At 65.5% G+C, this 26,016-nt stretch carries 24 protein-coding genes and 1 riboswitch; of the genes, 14 read left to right on the top strand and 10 right to left on the bottom strand.

Going from position 1 to position 26,016, the window contains the following annotated elements; genetic code table 11:
* Positions 1-44: 44 nt before the first annotated feature.
* Together LWC34_RS37800 and LWC34_RS37795 are read right to left on the bottom strand one after the other, a co-directional pair.
* Positions 45-1,409 (bottom strand): M20/M25/M40 family metallo-hydrolase, encoded by a 1,365-nt coding sequence (locus LWC34_RS37800; RefSeq protein WP_233730020.1) that lies wholly within the window; start codon positions 1,407-1,409, stop codon positions 45-47.
* Between the two features lie 559 nt (positions 1,410-1,968).
* Positions 1,969-2,277, bottom strand: coding sequence for a 4a-hydroxytetrahydrobiopterin dehydratase (locus LWC34_RS37795; RefSeq protein ID WP_233730019.1), 309 nt, complete (start codon positions 2,275-2,277; stop codon positions 1,969-1,971).
* Between the two features lie 24 nt (positions 2,278-2,301).
* A riboswitch (TPP riboswitch) is annotated at positions 2,302-2,415 on the top strand.
* Here LWC34_RS37795 and LWC34_RS37790 point away from each other — a divergent pair.
* From LWC34_RS37790 to LWC34_RS37780, 3 genes are all read left to right on the top strand, one after another.
* Positions 2,412-3,413 carry a thiamine ABC transporter substrate-binding protein gene (locus tag LWC34_RS37790; RefSeq protein ID WP_233730018.1) on the top strand — a complete coding sequence of 334 codons (1,002 nt, stop codon included), beginning with the start codon at positions 2,412-2,414 and terminating at the stop codon, positions 3,411-3,413. (Overlaps the previous riboswitch by 4 nt.)
* A gap of 2 nt (positions 3,414-3,415) precedes the next feature.
* Positions 3,416-4,945: an ABC transporter permease gene (locus tag LWC34_RS37785; protein WP_233730017.1), complete on the top strand. Its 1,530-nt coding sequence runs from the start codon at positions 3,416-3,418 to the stop codon at positions 4,943-4,945.
* Positions 4,939-5,949 (top strand): ABC transporter ATP-binding protein, encoded by a 1,011-nt coding sequence (locus LWC34_RS37780; RefSeq protein WP_372496754.1) that lies wholly within the window; start codon positions 4,939-4,941, stop codon positions 5,947-5,949. Before LWC34_RS37785 ends, LWC34_RS37780 begins: the two co-directional genes overlap by 7 nt.
* Before the next feature lie 28 nt (positions 5,950-5,977).
* Here LWC34_RS37780 and LWC34_RS37775 read toward each other — a convergent pair whose 3' ends face one another.
* Genes LWC34_RS37775 through LWC34_RS37765 form a run of 3 tightly spaced genes read right to left on the bottom strand, consistent with a single transcriptional unit; the run spans position 5,978 to position 8,855 of the window.
* Positions 5,978-6,814 (bottom strand): ABC transporter permease, encoded by an 837-nt coding sequence (locus LWC34_RS37775; RefSeq protein ID WP_233730015.1) that lies wholly within the window; start codon positions 6,812-6,814, stop codon positions 5,978-5,980.
* Positions 6,811-7,719: an ABC transporter ATP-binding protein gene (locus tag LWC34_RS37770; protein ID WP_233730971.1), complete on the bottom strand. Its 909-nt coding sequence runs from the start codon at positions 7,717-7,719 to the stop codon at positions 6,811-6,813. Before LWC34_RS37770 ends, LWC34_RS37775 begins: the two co-directional genes overlap by 4 nt.
* A gap of 50 nt (positions 7,720-7,769) precedes the next feature.
* A complete protein-coding gene (locus LWC34_RS37765) occupies positions 7,770-8,855 on the bottom strand; it encodes a LolA family protein (RefSeq protein WP_233730014.1) in 1,086 nt (361 codons plus the stop codon).
* 138 nt (positions 8,856-8,993) lie between these two features.
* Here LWC34_RS37765 and LWC34_RS37760 point away from each other — a divergent pair, with 138 nt between their 5' ends.
* Both LWC34_RS37760 and LWC34_RS37755 read left to right on the top strand, forming a co-directional pair.
* On the top strand, positions 8,994-9,698 hold the full coding sequence (locus LWC34_RS37760) for a response regulator transcription factor (protein ID WP_233730013.1): 705 nt from the start codon (positions 8,994-8,996) through the stop codon (positions 9,696-9,698).
* On the top strand, positions 9,695-11,023 hold the full coding sequence (locus LWC34_RS37755; RefSeq protein ID WP_443667758.1) for a sensor histidine kinase: 1,329 nt from the start codon (positions 9,695-9,697) through the stop codon (positions 11,021-11,023). Before LWC34_RS37760 ends, LWC34_RS37755 begins: the two co-directional genes overlap by 4 nt.
* Here the strand turns inward: LWC34_RS37755 and LWC34_RS37750 are convergent.
* Both LWC34_RS37750 and LWC34_RS37745 read right to left on the bottom strand, forming a co-directional pair.
* Positions 11,020-11,211, bottom strand: coding sequence for a ferredoxin (locus LWC34_RS37750; protein ID WP_233730012.1), 192 nt, complete (start codon positions 11,209-11,211; stop codon positions 11,020-11,022). The genes LWC34_RS37755 and LWC34_RS37750 overlap by 4 nt on opposite strands.
* A 65-nt stretch (positions 11,212-11,276) precedes the next feature.
* A complete protein-coding gene (locus LWC34_RS37745) occupies positions 11,277-12,452 on the bottom strand; it encodes a cytochrome P450 (protein WP_233730011.1) in 1,176 nt (391 codons plus the stop codon).
* 136 nt (positions 12,453-12,588) lie between these two features.
* Between LWC34_RS37745 and LWC34_RS37740 the strand changes: the two genes are divergently transcribed.
* The 3 genes from LWC34_RS37740 (at position 12,589) to LWC34_RS37730 (ending at position 15,379) form a co-directional block, all read left to right on the top strand.
* Positions 12,589-13,179 carry a TetR/AcrR family transcriptional regulator gene (locus tag LWC34_RS37740; RefSeq protein ID WP_233730010.1) on the top strand — a complete coding sequence of 197 codons (591 nt, stop codon included), beginning with the start codon at positions 12,589-12,591 and terminating at the stop codon, positions 13,177-13,179.
* Positions 13,179-13,892, top strand: a complete 714-nt coding sequence (locus LWC34_RS37735; RefSeq protein WP_233730009.1) for a (deoxy)nucleoside triphosphate pyrophosphohydrolase — start codon at positions 13,179-13,181, stop codon at positions 13,890-13,892. The genes LWC34_RS37740 and LWC34_RS37735 overlap by 1 nt, the downstream gene beginning before the upstream one ends.
* 218 nt (positions 13,893-14,110) lie before the next feature.
* Positions 14,111-15,379, top strand: coding sequence for an IS110 family RNA-guided transposase (locus LWC34_RS37730; RefSeq protein WP_233723845.1), 1,269 nt, complete (start codon positions 14,111-14,113; stop codon positions 15,377-15,379).
* Between the two features lie 106 nt (positions 15,380-15,485).
* Here LWC34_RS37730 and trpS read toward each other — a convergent pair whose 3' ends face one another.
* Positions 15,486-16,451, bottom strand: coding sequence for a tryptophan--tRNA ligase (trpS, locus tag LWC34_RS37725; protein ID WP_233730008.1), 966 nt, complete (start codon positions 16,449-16,451; stop codon positions 15,486-15,488).
* 231 nt (positions 16,452-16,682) lie between these two features.
* On the opposite strand from trpS, the gene LWC34_RS37720 reads away from it, so the two are divergent.
* Together LWC34_RS37720 and LWC34_RS37715 are read left to right on the top strand one after the other, a co-directional pair.
* Positions 16,683-16,982, top strand: coding sequence for a YciI family protein (locus LWC34_RS37720; RefSeq protein WP_233730007.1), 300 nt, complete (start codon positions 16,683-16,685; stop codon positions 16,980-16,982).
* A 130-nt stretch (positions 16,983-17,112) separates the two neighbouring features.
* Entirely contained in the window at positions 17,113-17,823 is a 711-nt protein-coding gene (locus LWC34_RS37715) for a transglutaminase domain-containing protein (protein WP_233730006.1), read from the top strand.
* Here LWC34_RS37715 and LWC34_RS37710 read toward each other — a convergent pair.
* Positions 17,820-17,987, bottom strand: coding sequence for a hypothetical protein (locus LWC34_RS37710; protein WP_233730005.1), 168 nt, complete (start codon positions 17,985-17,987; stop codon positions 17,820-17,822). The two genes, LWC34_RS37715 and LWC34_RS37710, sit on opposite strands and share 4 nt — an antisense overlap.
* 165 nt (positions 17,988-18,152) lie before the next feature.
* Here LWC34_RS37710 and typA point away from each other — a divergent pair, with 165 nt between their 5' ends.
* Positions 18,153-20,051 carry a translational GTPase TypA gene (gene typA, locus LWC34_RS37705; protein WP_233730004.1) on the top strand — a complete coding sequence of 633 codons (1,899 nt, stop codon included), beginning with the start codon at positions 18,153-18,155 and terminating at the stop codon, positions 20,049-20,051.
* Here typA and LWC34_RS37700 read toward each other — a convergent pair.
* Positions 19,975-20,961 carry a helix-turn-helix transcriptional regulator gene (locus LWC34_RS37700; protein ID WP_233730003.1) on the bottom strand — a complete coding sequence of 329 codons (987 nt, stop codon included), beginning with the start codon at positions 20,959-20,961 and terminating at the stop codon, positions 19,975-19,977. The two genes, typA and LWC34_RS37700, sit on opposite strands and share 77 nt — an antisense overlap.
* Before the next feature lie 62 nt (positions 20,962-21,023).
* Between LWC34_RS37700 and LWC34_RS37695 the strand changes: the two genes are divergently transcribed.
* From LWC34_RS37695 to LWC34_RS37685, 3 genes are all read left to right on the top strand, one after another.
* Entirely contained in the window at positions 21,024-22,217 is a 1,194-nt protein-coding gene (locus LWC34_RS37695) for an FAD-binding oxidoreductase (protein ID WP_233730002.1), read from the top strand.
* Positions 22,218-22,327: 110 nt separating this feature from the next.
* A complete protein-coding gene (locus LWC34_RS37690; protein ID WP_233730001.1) occupies positions 22,328-23,965 on the top strand; it encodes an ABC transporter family substrate-binding protein in 1,638 nt (545 codons plus the stop codon).
* 230 nt (positions 23,966-24,195) lie between these two features.
* The gene (locus tag LWC34_RS37685) at positions 24,196-26,016 is read left to right on the top strand and encodes an ABC transporter family substrate-binding protein (RefSeq protein ID WP_233730000.1); all 1,821 of its coding nucleotides are present in this window, start codon (positions 24,196-24,198) and stop codon (positions 26,014-26,016) included.

Below are 26,016 nucleotides of genomic sequence, written 5' to 3'. Positions count from 1 at the left end.
AGCAAACCGGGGCCCTGCCGCACGGCAGGGCCCCCGGTTCCTCCTCAGCGTTGGCGCAGGAGGTCGTACGCGGCCGCGCCGATCAGTTCGAGCGAAACCTGAAGGCGCTCAAGGCTGATGTTGTCGGCAATGGTGTCCTCAGGCGTGTGGTATGTCGGCTCGAGCAGAGCAGGGCCGCCCTCTCCACGCCAGCTGAAGTTGGCCGCGGGCACGCCCTTTTCGTGGAACGGCACGTGATCGCTGGAACCACGAGCGACCGGACCCTTTGTCCGCGGCTCGTAACCAAGGCGCTTTGCCGCTGCGGCAACGGCTTGCGTCGTCGCGTTGTTGGCGCCGTCGACCGACAGCAGCCAGTAGATGTGCGCCGGGTCGTAGGCGGTGGCGACCATGTCGTTCTGGAATGTGCCGCTGATCCGCTTGATGTCCGGCTCGGCCAGTTGCGACACATAATGCCGCGAGCCGATCAGGCCGTACTCTTCCGATCCCCACAGTGCGAAGCGGATTGCTTTGTTCGTCGGAAGATGACGCAGCACCCGGGCGAGTTCGAGGCACAGTACGGTGCCGCTGCCGTCATCGTTGGCGCCAGGTGAACCGGGAACGCTGTCGTAATGCGCGGTCACCATGACGACTTTGTTGTCAGGGTTGTGGAAAGTCGCCGGACGTTCGGCGATGACGTTGTGGGACGTCAGGTTCTTGTGCTGCACCGAGGACACCTTGACTTTGACGGTGCCTTTGGCGAGCCGCTCACGTAACCGCTCGGTCTGAACCTGCGCGAGGCCGAGGACCGGAATGGTGACCGGCGTCGGCAAAGTCGGCGAGAACGCGGAAAGCCTGCGCAGCGGGTCCGCCCCGATCCTGCCGAGCAGTACGGCGATCGCACCCCGTTGGGCCGCAGTCAAATACGCGTCGGCGACGTTCGTGACCGCGCCGATGAACACGATCTTTCCGGTCACGTCTGCCGGAATGTTCGAACCATCGCCGACATCGAGCACAACGCCTTCACGCGTAGCGTCTTGCAAGCCTTGCGGCGACGAACCCGTCTGCCACGTGTCCTTGCCAACGCGGACCGAACCGAGGAACTTGTCTGCGATCTTGAAGGGCTGCAACGAAACCTGGTATCGCAGATCGCGTAGCACCCGCGCGATGTAGTCCTTGGCGCGCAGTTCGCCTTCTGTACCAGCGATTCGAGGGCCGATCTTGTCGCTGAGCACTTGCAGGTGCTCCAAGGCCCGGCGTGCGCGAACCCTTGCCACGACAGGGAAGTCGCCGAAGTTCAGCGACGGCGCGTGCTGAGCACCGGTGCGTTGCCGCGTCGCCTGCGCGGCCGCGACCGGATTGAGTCCGATCGTCGCAGCCCCTGCCAGTGCCACCGCGCCGGTGAACACCCGACGTCTGCTCAGATCAGCCATGGAACGTACCTCGCTTCCGGTGAATCCCCCCATTCCCGTAGCTAAACGGCACGTTCATGTCGCGAACAACCTCCGATCGGCCCTTTTACCGCAGGCCAATCGGAGGTAGGAGGTTGGTTTTGTGGCACCGGAAACTTGCCGATGTCTCGGTGCACTTTCGATGGCCCGGGCGCGATGGAGTCCTGGGGTGCCTCTGATTCTTCGGCCGAGCGCGACTGAGGGCTCGTGTTCGATCGGCGCCACCGATCCCGTGGCCGGGGCGACGGTCCTCGCGCTCGTACACCCGATGGCGGTCTCCGCACCCCATAGGCCTCGACCGTCCCCGCACCCGTAGGCCCCGGCGACGGTCTTCGCGCACCCTCGACCGCAACAGCAATTCCCCAGGGGGACCCCTGATTTTTACGTTACGCCGTGGGTACGACAGTTTTGGGTTCGTGCAGGTCAGGGGTGGCTGCAGGGTAGACCAGGCGGGCGGGGGCCAGCCGACTCAGGCGGGCCGCGAAGGTGGAGGGCTCGCTGGTGAACCTGAGGGGCTGAGCGCGAAGCCTGGGCAGTCGGGTCACTCCCCGGATTCAGGGCGGATTGCCTCGATGACAGCGTCGATCTCGGTGGCCAGGGCGGTGTCCTTGCTAGTCAACCCGCCAGCCGAATGTGTGCTCAGCACGAACGTCAAAGTCCGCCAGCGGATGTCGATGTCCGGATGGTGGTCGTCGTTCTCCGCGATCTCAGCCACGCGATTCACCACCTGGATCGCCTGGGGGAAGCTCGCGAACTCCACTGTTCGGGTGATCGACGAGCCCGAATGGCGCCACGCTGGCAGGTGGGTCAGCGCCGAGGTCAGCTCTTCGGAAGTCAGCAGTTCGGCCATTCCTCCATCGTGCATCTATGCTCTCGGTTCTGCCACGGGAGTCCGGTGCAACCGGGCTGAGAGGAGGGCGAACCAGCCCTCGACCGTAAGAACCTGATCCGGGTCATGCCGGCGCAGGGACGGAGGAACACACGGTGCTTCGAATAGCAGTTGTCGCGATCGCGCTGGTCACGGCGGGGTGCTCGCTCACGACCGAGCAACCCCAGCCCGCCAACCAGCAGACAGTCACCCTGGTCACGCACGATTCTTTCGCTGTACGGAAAGAGCTCCTTGATGAGTTCCAGAAGACGAGCGGGATCAAGGTTGAGCTGAGAAAATCCGGTGACGCCGGGGCGCTGACCAATCAGCTTGTGCTGACGAAGGCCAACCCGATTGGTGACATTGCTTACGGCATTGATTCGACGTTCGCGTCACGGGCGCTCAATGAGAACGTGTTCCAACCCTACGAGGCGCAGGGGGCGAACAAGCGTTACCAGCTTGACGCGACCAACCGGCTGACGGCGATCGACATCGGTGACGTGTGCGTCAACGTGCACACGGGCGGGCTCAAGGGCGTGCCTGAGCCTAAGACGTACGAGGACCTCACCGACTCGAGGTACAAGGACATGCTCGTGGTCGAGAGCCCTGCGACCAGCTCACCGGGCCTTGCCTTCCTGCTCGGCACCATCCTGCACGCCGGGGAGGATGGCTGGCAGGAGTACTGGACCAAGTTGAAGGCCAACGGGGTCAAGGTCGTCAGCGGCTGGGAAGAGGCCTACAACCAGGAGTTCTCCGGGACAGGCAAAGGCACGCGACCGCTCGTCGTCTCCTACGCCTCCAGCCCCGCCGCGACGCCGGACACCAAGGCCCTCCTGGACACCTGCTACCGGCAGGTCGAGTACGCGGGCGTCCTGCAGGGCGCCAAGAACCCCGAAGGTGCCAAGAAGGTCCTGGATTTCATGCTCTCCCAGCAGTTCCAGGCCGAGGTGCCGGACCAGATGTACGTCTACCCCGCGCGGGACGGCGTCGCGTTGCCGGAGGCGTGGCAGAAGTCCGCACCCATGCCCGCCGATGTCGAGGCGACGCTTCCGGCTCAGGACGTCGACCGTAACCGGGAGAGCTGGGTCAACCAGTGGCGCTCGCTCGTCCAAGGATAGGCGTGATCCTGGTGGCCCTTGTGCCACTGGGATTTCTCACGTTGTTCTTCGCGTGGCCGGTGGTCGCTATCATCGGCCTTGGCGCGCGTGCCCACATGCTCGACACGCTCACCAATTCCGACACGTGGGAACTGGTCGCGTTCACGCTTGGGCAGGCCGCAGCGTCCACTGTGGTCGCTCTCGCCGCCGGGATGCCGTTGGCGTTCCTGCTCGCCCGGTGCAAGCTGCCTGGCAAAGCCTTGGTCCAGGCCATTGTCTTGGTGCCGTTCGTGCTGCCGACGGTCGTGGTTGGACTGGCGTTCCGGAGTCTGATGCCGGACGGCGGCATGTGGTCGATCATCCTGGCCAACGCGTTCTTCAACGTCGCGGTTGTGGCGCGGACGGTCGGCGGGCTGTGGGCGAACACCGACCGGCGGGCTGAAGACGCGGCGCGGGCTTTGGGTGCCACCAGGTTCAAGGCGTTCACGCAGGTTACGTTGCCCGCGTTGACACCAGCGATCGGATCGGCCGCCGCGGTCGTGTTTCTCTTCTGCAGCACGAGTTTCGGTGTTGTGTTGATCCTGGGTGGGGCTGAGTATCGGACACTTGAGACCGAGATCTACCTGAGGACAGTCCAGCTTTTCGATCTGCCGGGGGCAGCCGCGCTGTCGATCCTTCAGCTTGCGGCCGTCGTCGCGGCGCTTGTTATCGGGTCCATAGCGAGGAAAAGGCGCCAGGCTGCGCTGAAACTGAGAGGGCGTCAGGAGACTGCGCGTAGGCCGGTTGGTGGCGAGTGGATTGTCGTTGGGATCGCGTACGGTGTGATCGCGCTTCTGCTCACTCCGATCATCAGCCTGATCAGCCAGTCCAGTGTGGAGGGGTTCAGGGCGCTCGCGAGCACTGGGCACGACAACAGCCTGGAAGTCACCGGTTTCCGGGCCGCGATGAATTCGTTGAGCACGGCAACGGATGCGACCGTGCTAGCGCTTGTTCTGGGCGTACTGTCCTCGGTCGCGTTGACACGACTGGGAAAGACGGCTGAGCTCGTGGATATCGCGATGATGTTGCCGCTCGGCGTCTCCGCGGTCACGGTCGGCTTCGGATATCTGATCACGCTCGACGCCCTACCCGGCGACCTCAGGACCTCACCGCTCCTTGTCCCGCTGGCGCAGGCGGTTGTCGTGACACCGCTGATCATTCGCATTCTTCTGCCCGTGCTGAGATCCATTGACGACCGGCTCAGGCAGGCCGCGGGCACACTCGGCGCCAGTCCTGTCCGAGTTTGGTTCGAAGTGGACTTGCCGATGGTCGGGCGGTCATTGGTGACCGCGGCGGCCTTCGGTTACGTTGTCGCGCTGGGCGAATTCGGCGCGACGAGCTTTCTGGCCAGGCCGGACGCGCCCACTCTGCCCATTGCCATCGGGCGGTTGATCTCAAGACCTGGTGAGTTGAACAACCAGATGGCGTACGCGGCCTGCGTGCTGTTGATGGTGGTCACGATCGCGGTCGCCGTCCTGATTGAACGGTTCCGGACCACAGTGGAGGAATTCTGATGCGGATCCGGAATCTCACGGTCCAGTTCGGACAGACGACCGCCGTGAACGATGTCGACCTTGACATCGGCGATGGAGAAGTCGTTGCCCTGCTCGGCCCTTCCGGCTGTGGGAAGTCGACGCTCCTGCGTGCGGTCGCGGGACTTGAGCCACAGGCCGAAGGCTCAATCCACTGGGGCGACGAGGACCTGACCAAGATGCCCGTGCACAAGCGCGGCATCGGCCTGGTTTTCCAGGACGGCCAGCTTTTCCCGCACCGGGATGTCGCCGGGAACGTCAAATTCGGCCTGCGGATGCACAAGATCAAGGACGACGGCCGGGTCGACGAACTGCTCGATCTCGTCGGCCTGACCGGTTACCAGAAGCGCCGGGTCACTCAGCTTTCCGGCGGTGAGCAGCAACGCGTCGCGCTTGCCCGAGCACTTGCTCCCAAGCCGCGCCTGCTCCTGCTCGACGAGCCGCTTTCCGCGCTCGACCGAGCCCTCAGGGAACAATTGGCGCTGGATCTGGCCAGGTTGCTCAGAAAAGCGGGCACGTCAGCCCTCGTAGTCACGCACGACCACGACGAAGCCTTCACACTGGCCGACCGCGTTGCCTTGATGCGCAGGGGAAAGATCGTCCATACCGGCACCGCCGAGCAGGTTTGGCGGCACCCGGTCGACGAGGCCACCGCGATCTTCCTTGGCTGCGGCACGATCCTGCGCGCCGAGATCAGAAACGGCACCGCCAGGTTCGACCTCGGCGAAGTCAAGATCCCCTGGGCGCCAGACGGCCGTCACCAGATCGGCCTGCGCCCCAACGCACTCGTGGCGGACAAGGAAGGCCCGCTGTATGGCGAGGTCAGCGGGCGCGTGCATCGACGTGACCATGTGCGGCTCCTGGTCAAGCTGGAACACCGCGAAGTGGACGCGGTCGCGAGTATCGCGGACGCCCCCGAACCCGGCCACCCAGTGCGACTGCGGTTCGACGCCGACGGGTTTGCCCTGGTAGGACCTCGTGAGTGATTACGCGGGTTAGAACACGGCTAACCACTCACGAGTCTTTGGTGACCATGCGCGCGAGGGCTAGGGAATAGCCGATCACGATGTAGCAGACCGCCCGCAGCAATCCGGTCATCAGGTATTCCGACGGGATCGGGTCACGCAGGAAGTCCGCGATGTCGTTCCAGCTGGTCGTGAGCAGGAACGGGTCCATCCAGTCGAGTACCGGGATCTGGCTGAGCAGGCCGAACACGAACAGCCCGCCGATCACCGACGCCATCACCAGCAGCGGGTGCTCGGTCGCCGCGGACACCGCCAAAGCGATCGCGCCGATCGCCCACATCTGCACGACGACCCACCCGGTCGCCAGCAGAACCCGCCACAGACCTTCGCCCACCGACAAAGTCGAGCCGGAGATGGACACCAGATTGCCCGGCCCCGCGATGATCAACCCGGTGAAGAACGCGATCAGCGCGGTCGTCAAGGCGGCGCCCGCGGACACCACCGCGACACCGAAAGCCTTTACGGCCAACAATCGGACCCGGCTCACTGGCGCGAGCAGCAAGCTGCGCAAGGTTCCGTGTGAGGCCTCGCCTGCCAAAGCGTCGGACGCAGTGATCGTCGTTCCCAATGGCAGGAAGAACACCATGGTCGTGGACAATACGATCACCGGCAGCATGAAGGCGTTCCCGGCGACAGTCGCGACCAGTGTCTGGTCCTGGGTCGCCTGAACGGGATCGTCGATCACCTGGGTGCCGATCCCGAACAGGATCGGGTACAAAGCCAGCAGCCCCAACAGGATCAACGTCCGCGGCCGCCGGTAGATCCAGCGCAGCTCTGAGCGCAACAACCGGCCGATGGGCGCCTTCACCGGCGCGAGCGTGGTCATGGCGTCTCCGTGAGCTGCGCGAAGAGGTCCTCAAGGCCGGTGCGCTGCCGATGCACCTCGTAGACCGGGATGTCGGCACGCACCAACGTCGCCACGACCTCCGGCGCCGTCGTCGCGGTCAAGTCCACGAGCAGGCCATCCGGCACGGCACGAGCGGGAATCCTGTTGTCCCGCAACGCGTCGACCGCGGCCGTCACTTCCGGTGTGGACACCAGCAGCCCGGCGTTCGAAGCCTCGAGCAGGTCCTTGAGCTCGCCCTGGGCGACCACGGTTCCCTGATGCAGCACGGCAACGTGCGTGCACGTCGCCTCTACTTCGGACAGCAGGTGCGACGAAACCAGCACGGTCGTGCCTGCCGCGTGCAGGTCCGCGATCACCGTGCGGACCTCGCGTGTTCCGGCCGGGTCGAGGCCGTTCGTCGGCTCGTCCAGCACCACGAACCGCCGAGGCACGAGCAAAGCCGCAGCCAGGCCCATGCGTTGCTTCATGCCCAGCGAGTAGCCGCGATAACGCCGGTTGGCCGCGTCCGACAGGCCGACACGCTCCAGCGCCTCGTCGACAGCCTTGGCGATCGCCGATGTCTTCAGCAACGGCTCAGCCGCCGCGCAGCGCAGCAGGTTGTCCCGCCCGGAGAGGAACGGATGGAACCCTGGCCCTTCGACCAACGCCCCGACCTGCGGCAACACCGCTTGAGCCGCTTCGGGCAGCCGCGCGCCGAACAGCTCGATCTCGCCAGCGGTCGGTGTCGTCAGGCCGAGCATCATCCGGATGGTCGTGGTCTTGCCGGACCCGTTCGGCCCGAGCATGCCAAGCACCGCGCCTTCCGGGACGTCGAGGTCGACGTGATCGACCGCGACGGTATTGCGGTAGAGCTTGCGCAGGCCGCGCGTTCTCGCGGCCAACATGGGGGTGGGCACGGCCTCGGCCGTGCCCACCCCGGTTGTTTCAGCGAACGTCACTTCACCTGTCCGATGGCCTCGGTGAGCACCTGCTCCGGGACGGCGCCGACCGCCACCCGGCCGTCAGTGGTGACCAGGGCGGTCGCCACCTTGGTGCTGAAAAGGTACCCGGTGCCGTACGGACCCGAGACCTCCTTGTCGAAGGTCTTCAGCATGCCGCTGACGTCCATGTCACCGCGACCACGGCCCTGACCTGCGGCCTGGCCGAGCATCGAGCTCAGGTCGCCGGGCAGCTTGGCCACCAGCGTGGTGTCCCAGCCCTCGCCGACGGTCTTCAGGTTCAGCCCGCTCAGGAAGTCCTCCACACCCTTGCGTGCCTCAGCCGAGTCGTGCGGCTTGTCGGCGTCCGTGCGCTCCTTGACGGTCGCGCCCGGCGGCGGGGTGAACGTGAACAGGTTCGCGTCCTGCGGACCCACGTTGAGTTCGGTGAACTCGACCTTCACGGCCGGGTCGGCCTGGCCGTTGGCCAGCACCTGCAGCCGCAGTGGAATCCGGGTCTCCGAGTCGACCGCGATACGGATCTCCCGCAGCAGCGTCCGCTCGGTCGGCTTCGGCGTCACGACCAGCTCGTACGCGGGGCGCGTGGCCACGCGTGCGGTGCCGTCCACCTTCACGTCGCTGTACTGGCGCACCAGGCCGAGCAGGTCCTTGCCGACCGTGGCCGGGTCCTTGCCAGCCAGCTTCTCCGGCGTGGCTTGCTGGCCGTGGGGGACCTTGGTGACTGTGTTGCGGGCTGAGTCCCAGATCCACGCGGTGCCGCCGTCCTCGACGAAGGTCCTCTCCGAGCCCTTGCCCGGCAGCGTGGCACGGAACCGGTTCTGCCCGTCAGCCCAGACCGAGGCGTTGCCGAAGCCCTCGAGCAGCTTGATCGGCAGGCCGAGGTTCTCCTGTGCGGACACCTTGCCCGCGAGTGCCGGGATCTTGGCGTTCGCGACCGACTCGACCAGCTGCTCCGCACTGATCTGCGGCAGCACGGGCGGCGGCTCGTCAGCGCCGGCTGGGACGGCCAGCACACCGAGCCCGATCACGCCGGCGAGAACGCCTGCCCCCGCGACGGCCAGTGCCGTCCTCTTGGTGTTCATCCGTCAACTCCCCGTTTCGCGTCTTGTGATGTTCCCGCAAGACAGAGACTGCCTGCCAGCACCTGAGATGAGGCTGAGACGCTGAGAGAAGGCTCAGAAATCCCGGCTGGAAAGCTGAGAGACGGGCATGCTGTGCGCGTGAGACCTCGCGTTCTTGTGGTTGACGACGAACCGGGCGTGCGCCGGGCGCTGCAGCGTGGCCTGGCAGCGGAAGGTATGGACGTGGTGGTGGCCGCGGATGGCCCGAGCGCGCTGCAGGTCGCGCGGACCGGCTCGTTCGACGCCATCCTGCTCGACATCATGCTGCCCGGTTTGTCCGGCTATCGGGTGCTGCAGGCGCTGAGAGCCGAAGGCGTCCGTACTCCCGTGCTGCTCGTGTCGGCCAAGGACGGCGAGATCGACCAGGCCGACGGGCTGGACCTGGGCGCTGATGGCTACCTGGTCAAACCGTTCTCCTTCGTGGTCCTGGTCGCCCAGGTCAGGGCGTTGCTGAGACGAGGCGCGGTCGAGGGTTCTGGTCAGCGGCTTCGGCTGGGGGAACTCGTGGTCGATCGGGCTGCGCGGCAGGTCAGCATGTCCGGCGAGCCTGTGTCGCTCAGTCCACGTGAGTTCGCCGTCCTTGATGTGCTGGCGAGCCGGGCAGGGTCCGTTGTCACGAAGGACGAGCTGCTGAGAGCCGTCTGGGGCGATGAGCAGGCCGCGACACGCAACGCCGTCGAGGTGTACGTCGGCTACCTGCGGCGCAAGCTTGACGCGGTCGGCGCCGGTTCCATCGTCCGCACGGTCCGTGGCCACGGTTATCTGGCGTCCACGGGCGAGATTGACGCCGTGATGGGGTCGTGAACAAGGCCAAAGAGGCGTGGTTCCGCCGATCCGTCCGGTTTCGCATCGCGGTCATGGCGACCGGGGCGACGCTCGTCATACTGCTCGGGCTGGCCTGGGTTTCTGGCCGTGGCATCGGCGGTCTGCTGATCAGTTCGGCCGACCGTGAGCTGCAGCCGATCCTCGACGCCGCGATCGCGGACGTCTCCGCTGGCCGAACCCCTCGCCCCGACACGCCGTACGTGCAGGTCAGGGTCCTGGACACGGCCGGAACGCCGCAGGACAACCTTGGCGACCCCGGCCTGAAGGAATGGGCGCTGCGGGACCTGAAAGGCGCCGAGCCCGTCCTGCAGTGGTCAGACGACCCGCCGACGCGATGGATTGGCACGGTCGTGACCGCGCCCGACGGCCAGCAAAGGCTTGTGGTCGCTGGCGCGGCGCTGGCTGGATACCAGCAGGCGCAACACGTGGGTCTCAACTGGCTGCTGCTTGCCGGTGTGCTCGGGGCCGCCGCGACCGGGATCGCGACGTGGTTCGCCGTGCGGTCCTCGCTGCGACCGGTGGACCGGATGCGTGTCGCGGCCTCTCGATTGCCTGCGGGGCAACGCTTGCCGTTGCCAGACTCGCATGACGAGCTGCGATCGTTGGCCGAAAGTATGAATGCGCTGTTGGATCGCCGGGATGAGGCCACGGAACGCTTGCGCCGCTTCACCGGCGACGCCGCGCACGAGCTGCGTTCGCCGGTCGCGTCCATCCGGGTGCAGGCCGAGGTCGCGGTGGCGAACCCGGATCCTGTGCTGTCCCAAGAGGTTCTGGCGGACATCGTGCAGGAGTCCGTCCGACTGTCCACATTGGTGGACGGACTGCTCACCCTTGCCCGATCCGACGCGGGCGAGCTGCCCACGGCGGAACCGGTCGATCTGGTCTCGGCGGCCGAAGCGGCGATTTCCCGCTGCAGCAGCGAAACACCGCGCGTGACGCTCCAAGCGCCGACGGGATCGGCCTGGGTGCTTGCCGCACCGGCCGAAGTGGACCTTGTACTGGACAACTTGCTGCGCAATGCGATTCTGTACGCACGCGCTCACGTGACCGTCGCGGTACTCCCGGCGGGCGGGCACATTCGGTTGATTGTGGACGATGACGGTCCTGGCGTCGCGCCTGAGCACAGGGAAAAGGTGTTCGACCGGTTCTACCGGGTGCAGGACGACCGGGCGAGACAGACCGGCGGATCCGGCCTCGGTCTCGCCCTGGTCGCCGAACTGGTCCGACGGCGTGGCGCCACCGTCCTGGTCACCGAGTCACCCGATGGCGGGGCGCGGTTCCAGGTCCGGTGGAAGTCCCTTTAGGAGCTGAGCTTGACCGCTCCTGAGGGGCACAACGTGGCTGCCTGGCGCACCACGGACTCCTCGTCCGCGCTCGGCACCTCGTGCAGCACCGTGACAATGCCCTCGTCGTCCTGGTCGAACACTTCGGGTGCGGTCAGCACGCACATTCCCGCGCCGACGCACACATCCCGGTCACCTTCTACGTGCATATCTCACTCCTACCACTAGTCACGCGTCCTGAACCCCTTTGTCAGCACAATGTCAGGAAACATCGTCACCACGTCACTGGCAGTGCGTCGACCCCTTGGATGGACACCGCTGGCCGCAGGCCGAGCTCCTCGACCGGCACCGCCAACCGCAATGTCGGCACCCGCTCGAACAACGCCGACAGGGCCAGCCGGAGTTCCGTCCGAGCCAGATTCTGCCCGAGACATTGGTGCACGCCATAGCCGAATGAGATGTGATGCGTGGCGGTGCGGCTGATGTCGAAGCGTTCCGGGTCTTCGAACGCGTCCGGATCCCGGTTGGCGATGCTGCCCGCGAACACGATGCCCTCACCCGCCTTGATCACCTCGCCAGCGATCTCGATGTCGGCGACGGCGACCCTGAGCAGCGGGGCCTCCACGATTGTCAGGTACCGCAGCAGTTCTTCGATCGCGTCGGGCACGGTGTCCGGATCGGACCGGAATGCCGCCAACTGGTCAGGATGGTCGATCAGGGTGATCACGCCGACCGAGATCATCGACGACGTGGTCTCGTGGCCAGCGCCGAGCAGCAGCATCGACGTGAACACGAGGTCGTCCTGGGACATCGCGCCCGTGGCGACCTGTTCCTCCTTGAGCTGGGCGATCAGTCCGGGCGGCGGGTCCTGTGCCAACGTGGAGAGATAGCTGATCAGTGACGCGAGGACCTCGCCTGTCACGGTCGTGTCCAACGCCTGCACGATCGCCTTGGTGGCCCGTTGGAAGAACTCGTGATCTTCCCATGGAACCCCGAGCAACCGGCTGATCACCAGCGACGGGATCGGCAGTGAGAACGCGCTGACCAGGTCGGCAGGCGGGCCCGCGGCGAGCATGTCGTCGATCGTGGCGTGCACGATCTGCTCGATCTCCGGCTGCAGTTCCCGCAGCCGCCGTGCGGTGAACTGCGGGATCAGCATCCGGCGGATCCGGTTGTGGTCCGGGTCGTCGCGCACGATGAACGGCCGGTTCGGCGAGGTCTGCACGGCCGCGAGCGCGGGCGGCATGATCATCGGAAAGCCCGTGTTGGTGCGGTCCGACGACACTCGCGAATCGGCGAGCAACGCGCGGGCCTCGCGGTGACCCGACACGACCCAGCCTTCCTGCCCGTTGATCAGCCGTGTCCGGCGCAGCGGCGGGCCTTCGCGCAGCTCGTCGTAGCCCGGTGCGGGCTGATACGGGCAGGTCCGCGCCTGTGGGTACGTGATCATTTCCGCCCCCTTGTGCTCGTTGCTATTAGCATAGCAATAACTCTACGTGTGTTGAATTAATTCGCGCAACGGGTTTCGGCCGATGAATCCGCAGGTCATCGGCCATTTCGACATGGCTGGGACTATGCTCTGACGGGTGGAGGTTGATCACCGGAAAGGGCCGCGCAGGCGCGGCGAGGCGCTCGAAGAAGCGATCTTGCGCGCGGCCATCGAGGAGCTGACCGAGGTCGGCTACACCGCGGTGAGCATGGAACGGATCGCCATCCGGGCGCGGACCAGCAAGGCCGCGTTGTACCGGCGCTGGTCAGGGCGGCCGGACCTGATCATCGACGCGTACTTCAAGTTCGCCGCGGCCGAGCTCGACGTCCCGGACACCGGGAGCCTGCGTACCGACGTGATCGCGTTGCTGCGGCGCACCGCCGACCGGGCAACCGCCGGGATGCTGCACTTCGTGTTCGGGGTGATCGCCGACGCTGGCGCGAACGAGGAGCTGAAAACCAAGATCCGCGAACGGCTCGCGTTGATGAAACCCAAGCAGATGCACGGAATTCTCCAACGGGCCGAGGCTCGTGGGGAGGCCCGCGGCGATCTGCCGGAACGACTGCGGACGCTGCCGCTCGACCTGATCCGCAACGAGATCCTGCAGCACGTCGGCGGGCCGAACGTGCCGGACTCGGTCATCGAGGAGATCGTCGATCTGGTCTTCCTGCCGTTGGTGCGCCCCTGATGCCCGCCTTGCGAACCACCGAGTTGATCGACGTGCCCGCGCGAACCGTTGCCGGAGCACTGATCGAGGTCATCTCCAAGCGTGCCCACCTGGTCTCGGTGTCGGCCGGGCAGATCGCGGCCGTGCTGCCGGGGCAGCCTTTCCGAGGCGCCCGGTTGACCGGCACATGCGCTTCGACGCCTGCCGGAACCATGCTTACGTGCGAGCTGTCTTGGTTGTCGCCCAACGCTTTCGTGGACGGGATCGCGGTTCGTCGGCCCGTGTTGTCGTTGCTCGGGTCGGTCGCGCAAGGCACTCGGACGCGTGCCGTCGAGTTGGTCGACGCGCCGGTGATTGTCGGGACCGCGATCGTCCGTGACGGACGGCTTTTGGCTCAGCAGCGCGCTTTTCCCGAGGATGTCGCCGGGATGTGGGAGCTGCCGGGCGGTCGCGTCGAGCCGGGGGAGAGCGATCAAGCGGCCGTGATTCGTGAATGCCAGGAAGAGCTGGGGATCACGGTGTCACCCGGTGTGGCGATCGGGCCGGACGTCGTGCTGCCAGGCGGAAAACTGCTGCGGATCTACGAGGCCGAGAGTGCTGGGGATCCGGTCGCGGTCGAACACGAGGCCGTGCGCTGGCTGAGCCAGGACGAGCTCGGCGACGTCGAATGGCTGCCCGCCGACCGCATCCTGCTGCCGGTCTTCCGAGACCTCGTGAGTGGTTATGCGCGTTAGTCAGTCTGTCCTCTGGTGAAGACGCCCGTTGAGGGGTGAAAATCGGTGTTGGCTGCCCGCTGACGTCGTTGTCTCTATGGTCTGTGAAGGCCGTGCGTTAGTCGGACGCTGGGAGCCCTTGGTGGGCCCTTGATTGTTGCTTCGAGCACGCGGATCAGATTCGTTGTTGCCTGGGCTCCCGCGGGTAGCCGCCCCGCCGGACGCTCGGGGAGAGGCCGATGTTGGAGCAGACACAGGACAACGAGGAGATCATCGCGCGGGTGGCCGCGTTGGATATCGGTAAGGCCGAGGTGATGTGTTGTGTCCGGGTGCCCGATGAGGCGCGTCCGGGTAAGCGGCTGCAGGAGGTCCGGCCGTACTCGACGATGACCCGGTCGTTGCTGGTGCTGGCTGATCGGCTGGCCGGGCTGGGCGTGACCCGGGTGGTCATGGAGTCCACATCGGACTATTGGAAGCCGGTGTTCTACCTGTTGGAGGCGCACGGGTTCGAGACCTGGCTGGTCAACGCCCGCGATGTCAAGCATCTGCCCGGCCGGCCGAAGACGGATCGATTGGACGCGGTGTGGTTGTGCAAGGTGGCCGAGCGGCAGATGATCCGGCCCAGTTTTGTCCCGCCGTCACCGATCCGCCGGCTACGGGATCTGACCCGGTATCGGCGTGACCTGGTCGAGGTCTGCACCGCGGAGAAGCAGCGGGTGGAAAAGCTCCTGGAAGATGCCCAGATCAAGCTCTCGGTGGTGGTCTCGGACATCTTCGGGGTGTCCGGCCGGGCCATGCTGGCCGCGCTGGTCGCCGGGCAGCGGGACCCGAAGGTACTCGCGCAGCTGGCCCGCACCTCGATGCGGCGCAAGATCGGCAGGCTGGAAGAGGCGTTCACCGGGTTTTTCACCGATCATCACGCGTTCCTGTTGTCGACCATGCTGGCCCGGGTGGATGCCGGGATCGCTGACGTCGCCCGAGTGGATGCCGCGATCGAGGAGTTGATCGCCCCTTTCGCCACAGCGGTCGACCAGCTTGATGAGATCACCGGCGTCGGGCGCACCGCCGCCCAGGTAGCCATCGCCGAGATCGGGCTGGACATGGCACGCTTCCCAACTCCGGGCCACCTGTGTTCCTGGGCCAAGTTCGCTCCCGGGGTGTCGGAGTCGGCCGGCAAGAAGAAAGGCAAAGCTGCCACCGGGCACGGCAACCCTTACCTGGCCCGAATCCTGGGCGAGGCCGCAGTGTCCGCCAGCAGGACCAACACTTTTCTCGGCGAACGCTACCGGCGCATCGCTCGCCGCAGTGGCGCCAAGAAGGCCATCGTCGCGGTCGGCCGTTCCATTCTCGTGATCATGTGGCACCTGTTATCCGACCCCAACGCCCGGTTCCGTGACCTCGGCGCCGACTACTTCGTCCAGCACACCAACACTCAACGCAAGGTCCGCAACCACATCAGCCAACTGGCCGCTCTGGGCTATCGCGTCACCCTCGAACCCGCGGCCTGACAACCCAACTACCAACCCGGCTCCGCTGCGCTACGCCGGGTGCCTTCGGCCTGCCCACTCACCATCGATTTTCGGATCAGAACACGCATAACCACTCACGAGTCCTTCAAGCGATCCCGGCCAGGCGGAGTACGGAGGACAGCCGATGCTCGCCGCGCTGCGCGGCCCGCTCGGCCCCGGTCGCCCGGATCCGGTCGAGCTCAGCCGGATCGGCTAGCAGGTCCTGCGTGCGTTTGCGCACGTCACGCAGTTCCTCGATGACGGCATCGGCCACGGTCTCCTTCAGCTCGCGATAGGAGCCGATGCCCTCGGCCGCTGTCTTCGGCGACTGCCCGGTACACGCGCTCAGGATCTCCAGCAGGTTAGCCACGCCCGGCTGTTCGTCCGGCCGGTACTCGACCCGGCCGGCCGTGTCGGTCACCGCCCGCTGGAACTTGCGCCGGATCATGTCCGCGTCTTCCAGCACGAACACCACCCCGGTCTCGTTGCGTGTGGACTTCGCCATCTTGCGGTCCGGATCGGCCAGGTCACGGATGCGCGCCGCGACCTTCGGCGTGACCGCCTGCGGGACAACGAACGCCTCGCCGTACGTGGTGTTGAACCGTCGAGCCAGCGCCCGTGCCAGTTCGACGTGCTGCGCCTGGTCGTCGCCGACCGGGACCTCATCGGCGCCCGGCAACAGGATGTCCGAGGCCATCAGCACCGGATACGTCAGCAGACCGAGCCGGACGGTCTTGGCGCCAGCGGACTTCTCCTTGAACTGGATCATCCGCGCGACCTCGCCGAACGTGCACGTGCACTCCAAGACCCAGCTCAGCGTGGACAGCTGGGCCGCGATATCGGACTGCACGAACACGCTCTCCGGCTTGATCCCCGAGCCGATCAAGATCGCGAGCATCTCCCGGCTGAGCGCGCGGAGGCGCTGCGGGTTGTAGGCAGTCGTCATCGCGTGCATGTCGCTGACGAAATACAGGTCGTCCGGCGCGCCCTCACAGGCCCACCGGCGGATGGCCCCGAGGTAGTTGCCCAGCTGGGCGTGCCCGGACGGTGTCACCGCGGACAGTCGAGTCATGGAATCCTCCCAGTTCAACGGACGTGGCCGCCTGACGGGAGGCAAGAAAGAAGCCGCCCGGTCGGGCGGCCTGTGGCTATCAGCGCACAGCGAGTCGGCCGCCTGTGGCGGCCCACCAGTTCTGGCTGCTGCTGTGCATGATCGGAAGGGTAGCAGAGTCGGCATTAAGAACGCGTATATGCGGCCCTGATTTGATTCCGATAGTGGTAGGCCGGGCGTACCGTAAATCGCATGTACATCGTGATGCTGGCCTACAAAGCGCCAATAGAAGAGATCGACTATCTGCTGCCTGATCATATGGAATGGCTAAGCAGGCACTACGACGCCGGACACTTTCTGTGCTCTGGCCGACAGCCGGGCAAGACCGGCCGGGTGATCATCACCCGACCGATGCCACGGGCGAAGCTGGAAGCCATGCTGGCAACGGATCCCCTCGACATGGCAAGGATGGTCCGGCACGAGGTTGTCGAGTTCGAGGCGTCGCGGACGGCGCCGGAACTGCTTCGCGTCAACGAGGCACTTGCCAGCTAGCGAAATCACGTTTCCGGAATGTTTCGGCCATCATCGAACTGCCCGGATCGACCGACTGCCGGTCCGGGCCGACCTAGCGCGGAAATGGGCATTTGAATAACCGTTTACCTAGCCGAGGCATAATCATTGTGTGACGTGCGTTCTCTTTACGCCGTGGTGGCGTGACCGAAGGCCATCCGCATTGGTAGCCGACGGTGATCTGTCGGTCACTCGCGTGGTGGACTGGGACCACCCTCGGGTGACGTCGCTGCTTTCGCGGCTTTCCGGAAAAGACCCTCTCGATCTTCTTCGTTCCGCGCACCAGTTGATCGCTTCCACTGTGCGTCCGGTGTATGCGTTGAACGACACCCAACCCGTTTCACACACCCTGCGACGCGGCCGTGGCTCGTGCAGCCAACGCCTTGCCGTGCTGGAGGCGGTCGCCCGTGCCTCCGGTATCCCGACGCGCGTGCGCGGCCTCGTCGTCGACGGTCGCTTCTGGTACCCGCGCTTCCGACGGTTCCGTTACGTCGTGCCGTCCGAGGTTGTGCTGGCGTGGCCGGAGTTCTATGCGGAGGGCGCATGGCTCGGCGCGGCGGAGTTGTTTGGCAGCCTGCCGTCACGAAGCGCGTGTGGCGCGTTTACCAACGCCGACAGGGAGACGCTCTTCGACGCGCTGTCGCGCACGGCCGTCGACTGGGACGGGGTGACGGGCACCTCGTGTGATTTGTCCGCGACGGTGCTCACCGACCTCGGCCGGTTCTCGTCACGAGATGAACTCTTCGCGAAACACGGGCAAACCCTGTGCAGGCCGATCAGGGTGCTGGCAGATCCGGTTTTGAGCGGTTGGACACTGAGCTAGGCAGCGACGTCCTTCGCGCGGCGCAACGCCAGCACGGGGCACTTGCCGCAGCGGTCCTTCGACTTGCAGCACTTCTTCTTGACCTTGCCCGCTTTCATCAGGTTGCGCACGGTTTCCGCTGGCGTCTTGCCAACGTACTTGGCCTTGATCTTCTTCTTGCCCACGCGCGCTCCAGATAGCCTCGAATCGAGTCGAAGTAAGGCTAGGTTAACCTTTCTTGATCGTCCTGTGCGGCTGGTCACACCTTTGGTCAGGGTAACCTTTCTGCTGGGCCTCGTCCGCATGGAAGCGTGAGGCCGTTCCCATACTCGAGGTACAGGAGCTCTCGCGTGCCCGCATCGGCCACTGCCAGCAGGACCAGGACGGACCTGCGCAACGTCGCCATTGTGGCGCACGTCGACCACGGTAAGACCACGCTCGTCGACGCCATGCTGCGTCAGTCCGGCGCCTTCGGCGAACGGGCCGAGCTGGTCGACCGCGTGATGGACTCCGGCGAACTCGAGCGGGAGAAAGGCATCACGATCCTGGCCAAGAACACGGCCGTACGCAGGCAGACCCCGGACGGTGTGGTGACCATCAACGTGGTCGACACCCCAGGTCACGCCGACTTCGGTGGCGAGGTGGAGCGCGGCCTGTCCATGGTGGACGGCGTACTGCTGCTCGTCGACGCCAGCGAAGGCCCGCTTCCGCAGACCCGGTTCGTGCTGCGCAAGGCGCTGGCCGCGGGCCTGCCCGTCGTGCTCGTGGTCAACAAGGTCGACCGCCCGGACGCCCGGATCGAGGAGGTCGTCAGCGAGAGCCACGACCTGCTGCTCGACCTGGCCGGCGACCTTGACCTGGAAGACCTCGACGCCGTGCTCGACCTGCCTGTGGTCTACGCCTCGGCGCGCGCCGGCCGTGCCTCGCTGAACCAGCCAGTGGACGGCGGCCTGCCGGACAGCGAGAACCTCGACCCGCTGTTCGACGTGCTGCTCAACCACATCCCGTCGCCGACCGGCGACCCCGACGCCCCGCTGCAGGCCCTGGTGACCAACCTGGACGCCTCCAGCTTCCTCGGCCGTATCGCGCTGTGCCGGATCCACGCGGGCAAGCTCCGCAAGGGCCAGACGGTCGCGTGGTGCCGTGCCGATGGCTCGGTTTCAAACGTCCGTATCGCGGAACTGCTGATCACCGAAGCGCTCGACCGTGTCCCCGCGGAAGAGGCGTCCGCTGGTGACCTCGTCGCCATCTCCGGCATCCCGGACATCACCATCGGCGACACGCTCGCGGACGTCGACAACCCCGTGCCGCTGCCCCGGATCACGGTCGACGAGCCCGCCATCGCGATGACCATCGGCGTGAACACCTCGCCGCTCGCCGGACGCAACGGCGGCACCAAGCTGACCGCCCGTGTGCTCAAGGCGCGGCTGGACGCCGAGCTCGTCGGTAACGTCAGCGTGAAGGTCCTGCCGACCGAGCGTCCGGATACCTGGGAGGTCCAGGGCCGTGGCGAGCTCGCGTTGGCGATCCTCGTCGAGACCATGCGGCGGGAAGGCTTCGAGCTGACCGTCGGCAAGCCACAGGTGGTCACCCGCACGATCGACGGCAAGCTGTGCGAGCCGTTCGAGCGCCTGACGATCGACGCGCCGGAGGAGCACCTCGGCGCGATCACCCAGCTGCTCGCGGGCCGCAAAGGCAAGATGGAGCACATGGGCGGCCACGGCACCGGCCGAATCCGCCTGGAGTACGTGGTCCCGGCCCGTGGCCTGATCGGATTCCGTACCGAGTTCCTCACCGAAACCCGCGGTACGGGCATCGCGAACCACGTGTTCGAAGGCTACTTCCCGTGGGTCGGCGAACTGCGTACCCGCCACAGCGGCTCCTTGGTCGCCGACCGCACCGGCCCGATCACGGCCTACGCGATGATCCAGCTAGCCGACCGCGGCACGTTCTTCGTGGAGCCGGGTCAGGACGCCTACGAAGGCATGGTCGTCGGCGAGAACCCGCGCGCCGAGGACCTGGATGTCAACGTGGCACGGGAAAAGAAGCTCACGAACATGCGGTCGTCGACCGGTGACGAGCTTGAGCGCCTCGCCCGCCCCCGCAAGCTGGGCCTTGAGGAAGCACTGGAGTTCTGCGCCAGCGACGAATGCGTCGAGGTCGCGCCCGCGGTCATCCGTGTCCGCAAACTGATCCTCGACTCGACCCAGCGTGCCCGGGCCCGTTCGCGCGCCAAGACCCAGAGCTGATCAACTCGGTTCCAAGCTTCCGAAGCCGCTGATGGATTTCCTCGTCAGCGGCTTCAAGCTTGATCGGGGACAGTGCCGCGATCGCGGCGACGTATTGGGTGATCAGTTCGGCATTGGAAGCGCTGAGCTGGATGGTGCAAGTTCCGTGATTCTCGGTGATGGTGCCGGGAATCGGGGCAAAGATACGTGCGCGGACCGATTCCGCTGACAGGGGAACGGTTATCAGTGCCGTGTGCTGATAGGACGCTCGCTTCATCGACTCGGTCAGGTAGGTGGCTGCGTCCTTCGCGGGCAGTTCGCGTGGCGTGAATCTGTGCCGTGTGGACATCGGCTCGCTGATCCGGTCGAGTCGGAATGTTCGCCAATCTTCCCTGTAGATATCGAAACCAAGCAGATACCAGCGACCCTCCACAGTGACTATGCTGTGCGGCTCAACCCGGCGAGACGACGGTGATCCTTCGCGGGTGAAGTACTCGAACGTGAGGATTTCGCTTTCCCGGCACCCCAAGGCGAGTGTCGCGATCACCGCGGGATCAGTGTTGGGAACTGGGCGGCGGATCGCGGTGGTTGTCGCTTTGAGCACGGCCAGGCGTGGGCGCTGGCGGGCGGGCAGCAGATCGATCAGCTTGGTCAGTGCTCGCATGGCGTCTTCGTCGGTGCCCGCCCGGATCATCAACGCAATTGCCTCGGACTCGTCGAGGTGCGGTGGTGGGAGCTTGGGGCTGGAGATCAGGCGATAACCCCCGGCGGTGCCGGTGGTTGCCTCGATGACGTAATCGAGCTGCCGTAGGCGTTCGACGTCACGGCGCACGGTTCGGGTGGTGATGTCGAGCTCGGCGGCCAGCTCACCACCGGACCACTCTGGTCGGCTGTGCAGCAAGGACAGCAGCCGTAGAAGTCGAGTGGGCATGCCCTCATTACACCCGTCATTGCGGACCGCTGCTGTCCGCAACCGGTCCTAGCGTGCATCGCATGATCGAGAGTTACCAGTTGTTGGCCACGCACAAGCCCGCAGTTGTCGTCCATGCGACAAGCCCCGCGGACATTCAGGACGCTGTCCGGCAAGGCGGGCCGATTGCGGTGCACGCAACCGGCCATGGAATGGCGGCCCCACTAGACGGCACGGGAGTGTTGATCTGCACGCAGAAAATGACAAGCGTGCGAGTCAGCGCAGTCGAGCGCACCGCGTGGATTGAGGCTGGTGCCAGGTGGCGCCACGTGATCGAAGCTGCCGCGCCGCATGGTCTTGCGCCGCTGTCCGGCAGCCTTCCCAGTGTCGGAGCGGTTTCGTACACCTTGGGCGGCGGAATTGGCTTGATGGCAAGGCGTTACGGCTTCGCCGCCGACCACGTCCGCCGGATCGACCTTGTCACGGCGGACGGACGGCTGCGGCAAGTCACGCAAGCGAGTGATCCAGATCTGTTCTGGGCATTGCGGGGTGGCGGCGGCAATTTCGGTGTGGTCACCGGGATGGAGATCGATCTCATGCCGGTCGACCGCATCTATGGCGGCGCACTTGTCTTCGACCTCAAGGAGAATCCCGAGATCGCGAGCACCTGGTACCAGTGGACCTCCGACGTCCCTGAAGAGATGACCTCGGCCTGCTCGATGATGACCTTCCCGGACGGACGGCAGATCGCACAGATCCAGATCGCCTATCTCGGCACCGAACAAGACGGTGACGAACTTCTGCGACCGCTGGGCCAGGGCCTCAAAGAGGTTCCGTACGCCGAATCCGAGATCGTGTTCAACGAACCCGACCAACCCCATCCCTACCGCGGCGAAAGCATCCTGCTGAAAGACCTCGATCCTGCTCGGCTCACGCCCGTACCCGCGGGAGACGACATGTGCGTCATCGGCCTGCGGCACCTTGGCGGCGCTTTGGCACGAGAACCGAAGATTTCCAATGCCGTCGGCCATCGAACAGCTGGTTACGCATTGGGCGTACTTTCCCCTGCCGACACCGATCGGGTACGCGCAGTTCACTCTCGCGTGCTCAATTCATGGTCGGATCAAACCATCGGCCGCTGCCTGAACTTCACGTTCGGCGCGATCACTGCCGAGCAGGTCGCGGCCGCCTTCGAGCCACAGGACTTTCACAGGCTGTGTGCTATCCGGGCGGCTGTCGATCCGGCCGGGATCTTTCGCGCCAACTTCCCCCTGTGACCAGAACCTCGCTAATGCGCCGACACGATCAGCCGGGGCCTGGGAAACTCGGCTGCGTGAGGGCGAGGACAATGGCATCCTGTCAGTCAAGGGGGTGCCGATTCGTGCGAATGGCAGTCGCAGTCACTGCTGCGCTGGCGATGGTTGCTGGCTGTTCGGTCACGCCACCGCCTCCGGTCGTCGGCACGGTCCCGCCGGTGCCCTCGGCTCCCGCGGCGAAACCCGGCGAGATCGTCGTCGGTGTCGACAGCATCGCCGGTGGTTACAACCCGCATGTGCTGGCCGATCAGTCCACGATCACCACCGCGCTGTCGACCATGCTGCTGCCGAGTGTGTTCCGGACGGCTCCGGACGGAAGCCCGCAGCTCGACCGGACCCTGATGGTCTCCGCGGATGTCACGAACAACTCGCCGTACACCGTCACCTACCGGTTGCGTGGGGACGCCGCGTGGTCCGACAGCGCGCCCATTGCCGCCGAGGATTTCCTCTACCTCCGCGAGCAGATGCGGGACGAGCCCGGTGGTGTCGATTCCGCTGGATACCGGCAGATCACCGACATCAAGTCCGAGGAAAGCGGCAAGGTCGTCCAGGTCACCTTCGCCTCCACCTACCCTGGCTGGCGGTCGCTCTTTTCCAATCTTCTGCCCGCTCACCTGCTGAAAGACGCTCCTGGCGGCTGGGATCAGGTGCTGGAGAGCTCCTTCCCGGCCACCGCCGGCCCGTTCTCGATCAAGCAGGTTGACGCGGCGCGCGGTGAGATCGTGCTGGAGCGCAACGAGCGCTACTGGGAGCAGCCCGCCCTGGCTGATCGGGTGATTCTGCGGCGGGCCGACCAGGCCGGGCTGACCGATGCCCTCAGAACCGGACATGACCAGCTGGTCGTCGCGCGGACGGACGCGGGCGGCGTCACGATGCTGCAGGCGTTGGGCGAGCGGGTGACGGTGAAAGCCGCGCCGAGGCCCAGCGTGGTCAGCCTTTTCTTCAGGCCGTCCGGTACTGACTTTGCTGACGAACGGGTGCGTACCGCCCTGATCAACCTGATCGACCGGGACGAGGTCATCAAGGTCGGCACCGGTGGTGGCCCGAGCGTGCGGGCCGATTCTCTGGTGCTCGCGCCGTCACAGGCGGGATACGCCCCAACTGGCGCGCCGGTCCACAACGCGGCGGCGGGGCAGGAGTTGCTCACCCAGGCTGGCTTCTCGCTTGTGTCGGGCGTCTGGACGCGGGAGGGGCGCCCGCTGTCGGTCACGCTGGGGGCGCCTGCCGACAAGGAGCCGTACCTCCAGGTCGCCAAGGAGGTCCAGCGGCAGCTCGTCGCCGCGGGCGTGCAGGTCAAGCTCCTCACGCCGATCGCCGACCAGCTGATGCGGTCAAGTGGCACGGAGGCAGGCCCCAACATCCTGGTCGCGCCACGGCCGGTCGGTGACAACCCGGCCGCTGTGATGGCTTCTGTGTACGGATGCACGACGGGCACAAATGACGCGAGCACGGTTTTGCCAGGCAATGTCGCCGGGTTCTGTGACATGAGCCTCCAGCCGACGATTGACTCCGCCTTGAATGGGTCGAGGCCGTTAACGGAAGCGATCGGCATCGTCGAGCCGCGGCTATGGCGCCAGGCGGTGGCGCTTCCGTTGTTCCAATCGGCGGATTCCGTCGCGGCTCGCGCGGAATTGACCACCGGTGATCTGACGGCGCCGCTCAATGCGCCCTTCGCGTCCGCGGTCACGTGGCAACGGAAGCAAAACTAACGGTGAGTATTCGTCCGAATGCTGAATAGTACCGGCAAGTAATCGTAAGATCGCCGAGTGCGATCACCTTGTCACCCTTTGGTCACGATCAGTCTCCGGTTGGTGACCCGTGCCACTGGGGTTCCTAGCGTTCCACGGCAGCGCGTTGCACGGCCAGGTGCGCGCGTGCGGGTTTATGGGCGTTCTTTCGAGTGCGAAAGGGATGCTCTGTGCTAGGAGGGCACGTACCAATGAGGAGATCAACGGCTATCTCCGCGATGGCGCTGCTGGCTGCGACGAGCCTGGTGCTCGGCGCGTGCAGCGCGGGCACCGACAGCTCGACCGGCGGCGGTGTCAACCAGCAGGACGCGAAGCCGAGGGAGATCGGCGGCGAGGACAAGGTCTACAAGCGCCCCACAGTCCCGGACATGGGTGAGCTCACCACCACGACCGAGGAAGGGCCGCGCAACTACCAGAACATGATCAGTGCGACCAACAGCGGCGCGAACCTGATCACGGTCGTTGCCCTGCAGCCGTCGGTGTACATCGGCGTGGTCGAGAACGGCGCGTTCGAGCAGCAGATCGACGGCGACCTGATGGAATCCGTCAAGGTCACGTCGACCAACCCGCAGACGATCGAGTACAAGTTCCAGAAGGCCGCCGTATGGGAAGACGGTGCCCCGATCGGCTGCAAGGAGATCTACCTGCAGTTCCTGGTCCGTGGCGAGGAAACCGGCAAGAAGTTCACCTCGGCGAGCGCGGGGTACCAGGACATCAAGGAAGTCAGGTGCACCGACGACAACAAGACCGCGACGGTGGTCTTCGACAAGCCATACGCCGACTACCGCGGCCTGTTCTCCTACACCGGGAACAACAGCATGCTGCCCGCGCACATCTTCGAGCGCAACGCGGGCATCCCGGACATCACCAAGCTCACCCGGACCAGCCCTGAGCTGGTCACCGAGCAGGCGATCAACGCGTACACGAAGGACTGGCTCGGCTTCAAACCGGAGAACGCGATCTCCGGTGGCCCGTTCAAGATCAAAAGCTCGGACAGCCGTGACGTGACCGTGTTGGTGCGCAACGAGAAGTACTGGGGTCCGAAGGCCGCGCCCTCGCAGGTGACGATCCGGACCAACACCAACGCCCAGTCCGCGTCGCAGCAGCTGCAGAACAAGGAAATCCAGGTCGTCGACACCCAGGCCGACGCACCGACGGCGATCCAGCTCAAGCAGATCCCGTCGATCAAGCTGATCGCACAGGGCGGCCAGACCTACGAGCACATCGACTTCAACATGGCGCGGCCGTTGTTCAAGGACAACCCCGAGCTGCGTAAGGCCGTCGCGACCTGCGTCGACCGCCAGGCGATCGTCAACAACCTCGTCAAGGACATCGACGCGAACGCCAAGCCGCTCGGCAACGTCATGTTCATGCCGAACGAGGTCGGCTACGAAGACCACTACGCCGGTGTCGGCGAGGGCAACGTCGCGGAGGCCAAGAAGGTCATGGAGGCGGGCGGCTGGACGCTCGGCGGCGACGGGATCTACACCAAGGGCGGCACCCGTGCCGAGTTCACTCTCAGCTACAAGACGCTCGACCGCAGGCACAAGTCCTGGCAGCTGATCAGCCAGAAGTGCAAGGAAGCCGGCATCCAGATCAACAGCGGCCAGAAGGACAAGTTCCACGACGGCGAGCTGCAGCGCGGCCAGTTCGACGCCGCGCTGTTCGCCTGGCTCGGCGCGCTGAACAAGTCGAACTTTTCGGAGAACTACTTCTCCAAGGACAAGGGCGGCGAAGGCAACTACAACAGCTACTCCAACGCACAGGTCGACACGTTGCTCGCCGCGGCGAACAGCAACCTCGACTACCCGGCGAGGGTCAAGCAGCTCAACGATGTCGACAAGCTGATGGCCGCCGACCTGCACACAATTCCGCTGTTCCAGGTGCCGGACATGGCCGCGACCGAGGCCAGCATCGGCGTCTGCGACTCCTCCGGCAAAGCGAGCGACGTGACCTTCCTGAACTTCCAGGGCGGTCCGACGTGGGACATGTGGGCCTGGTGCAGGCGGTAA

Source organism: Kibdelosporangium philippinense (genome assembly GCF_021390435.2).
GTDB classification, from domain to species: domain Bacteria; phylum Actinomycetota; class Actinomycetes; order Mycobacteriales; family Pseudonocardiaceae; genus Kibdelosporangium; species Kibdelosporangium philippinense.
The sequence above is the reverse complement of the archived record's forward strand: the minus strand, read 5'-3'. Positions and strand labels throughout refer to the sequence as shown.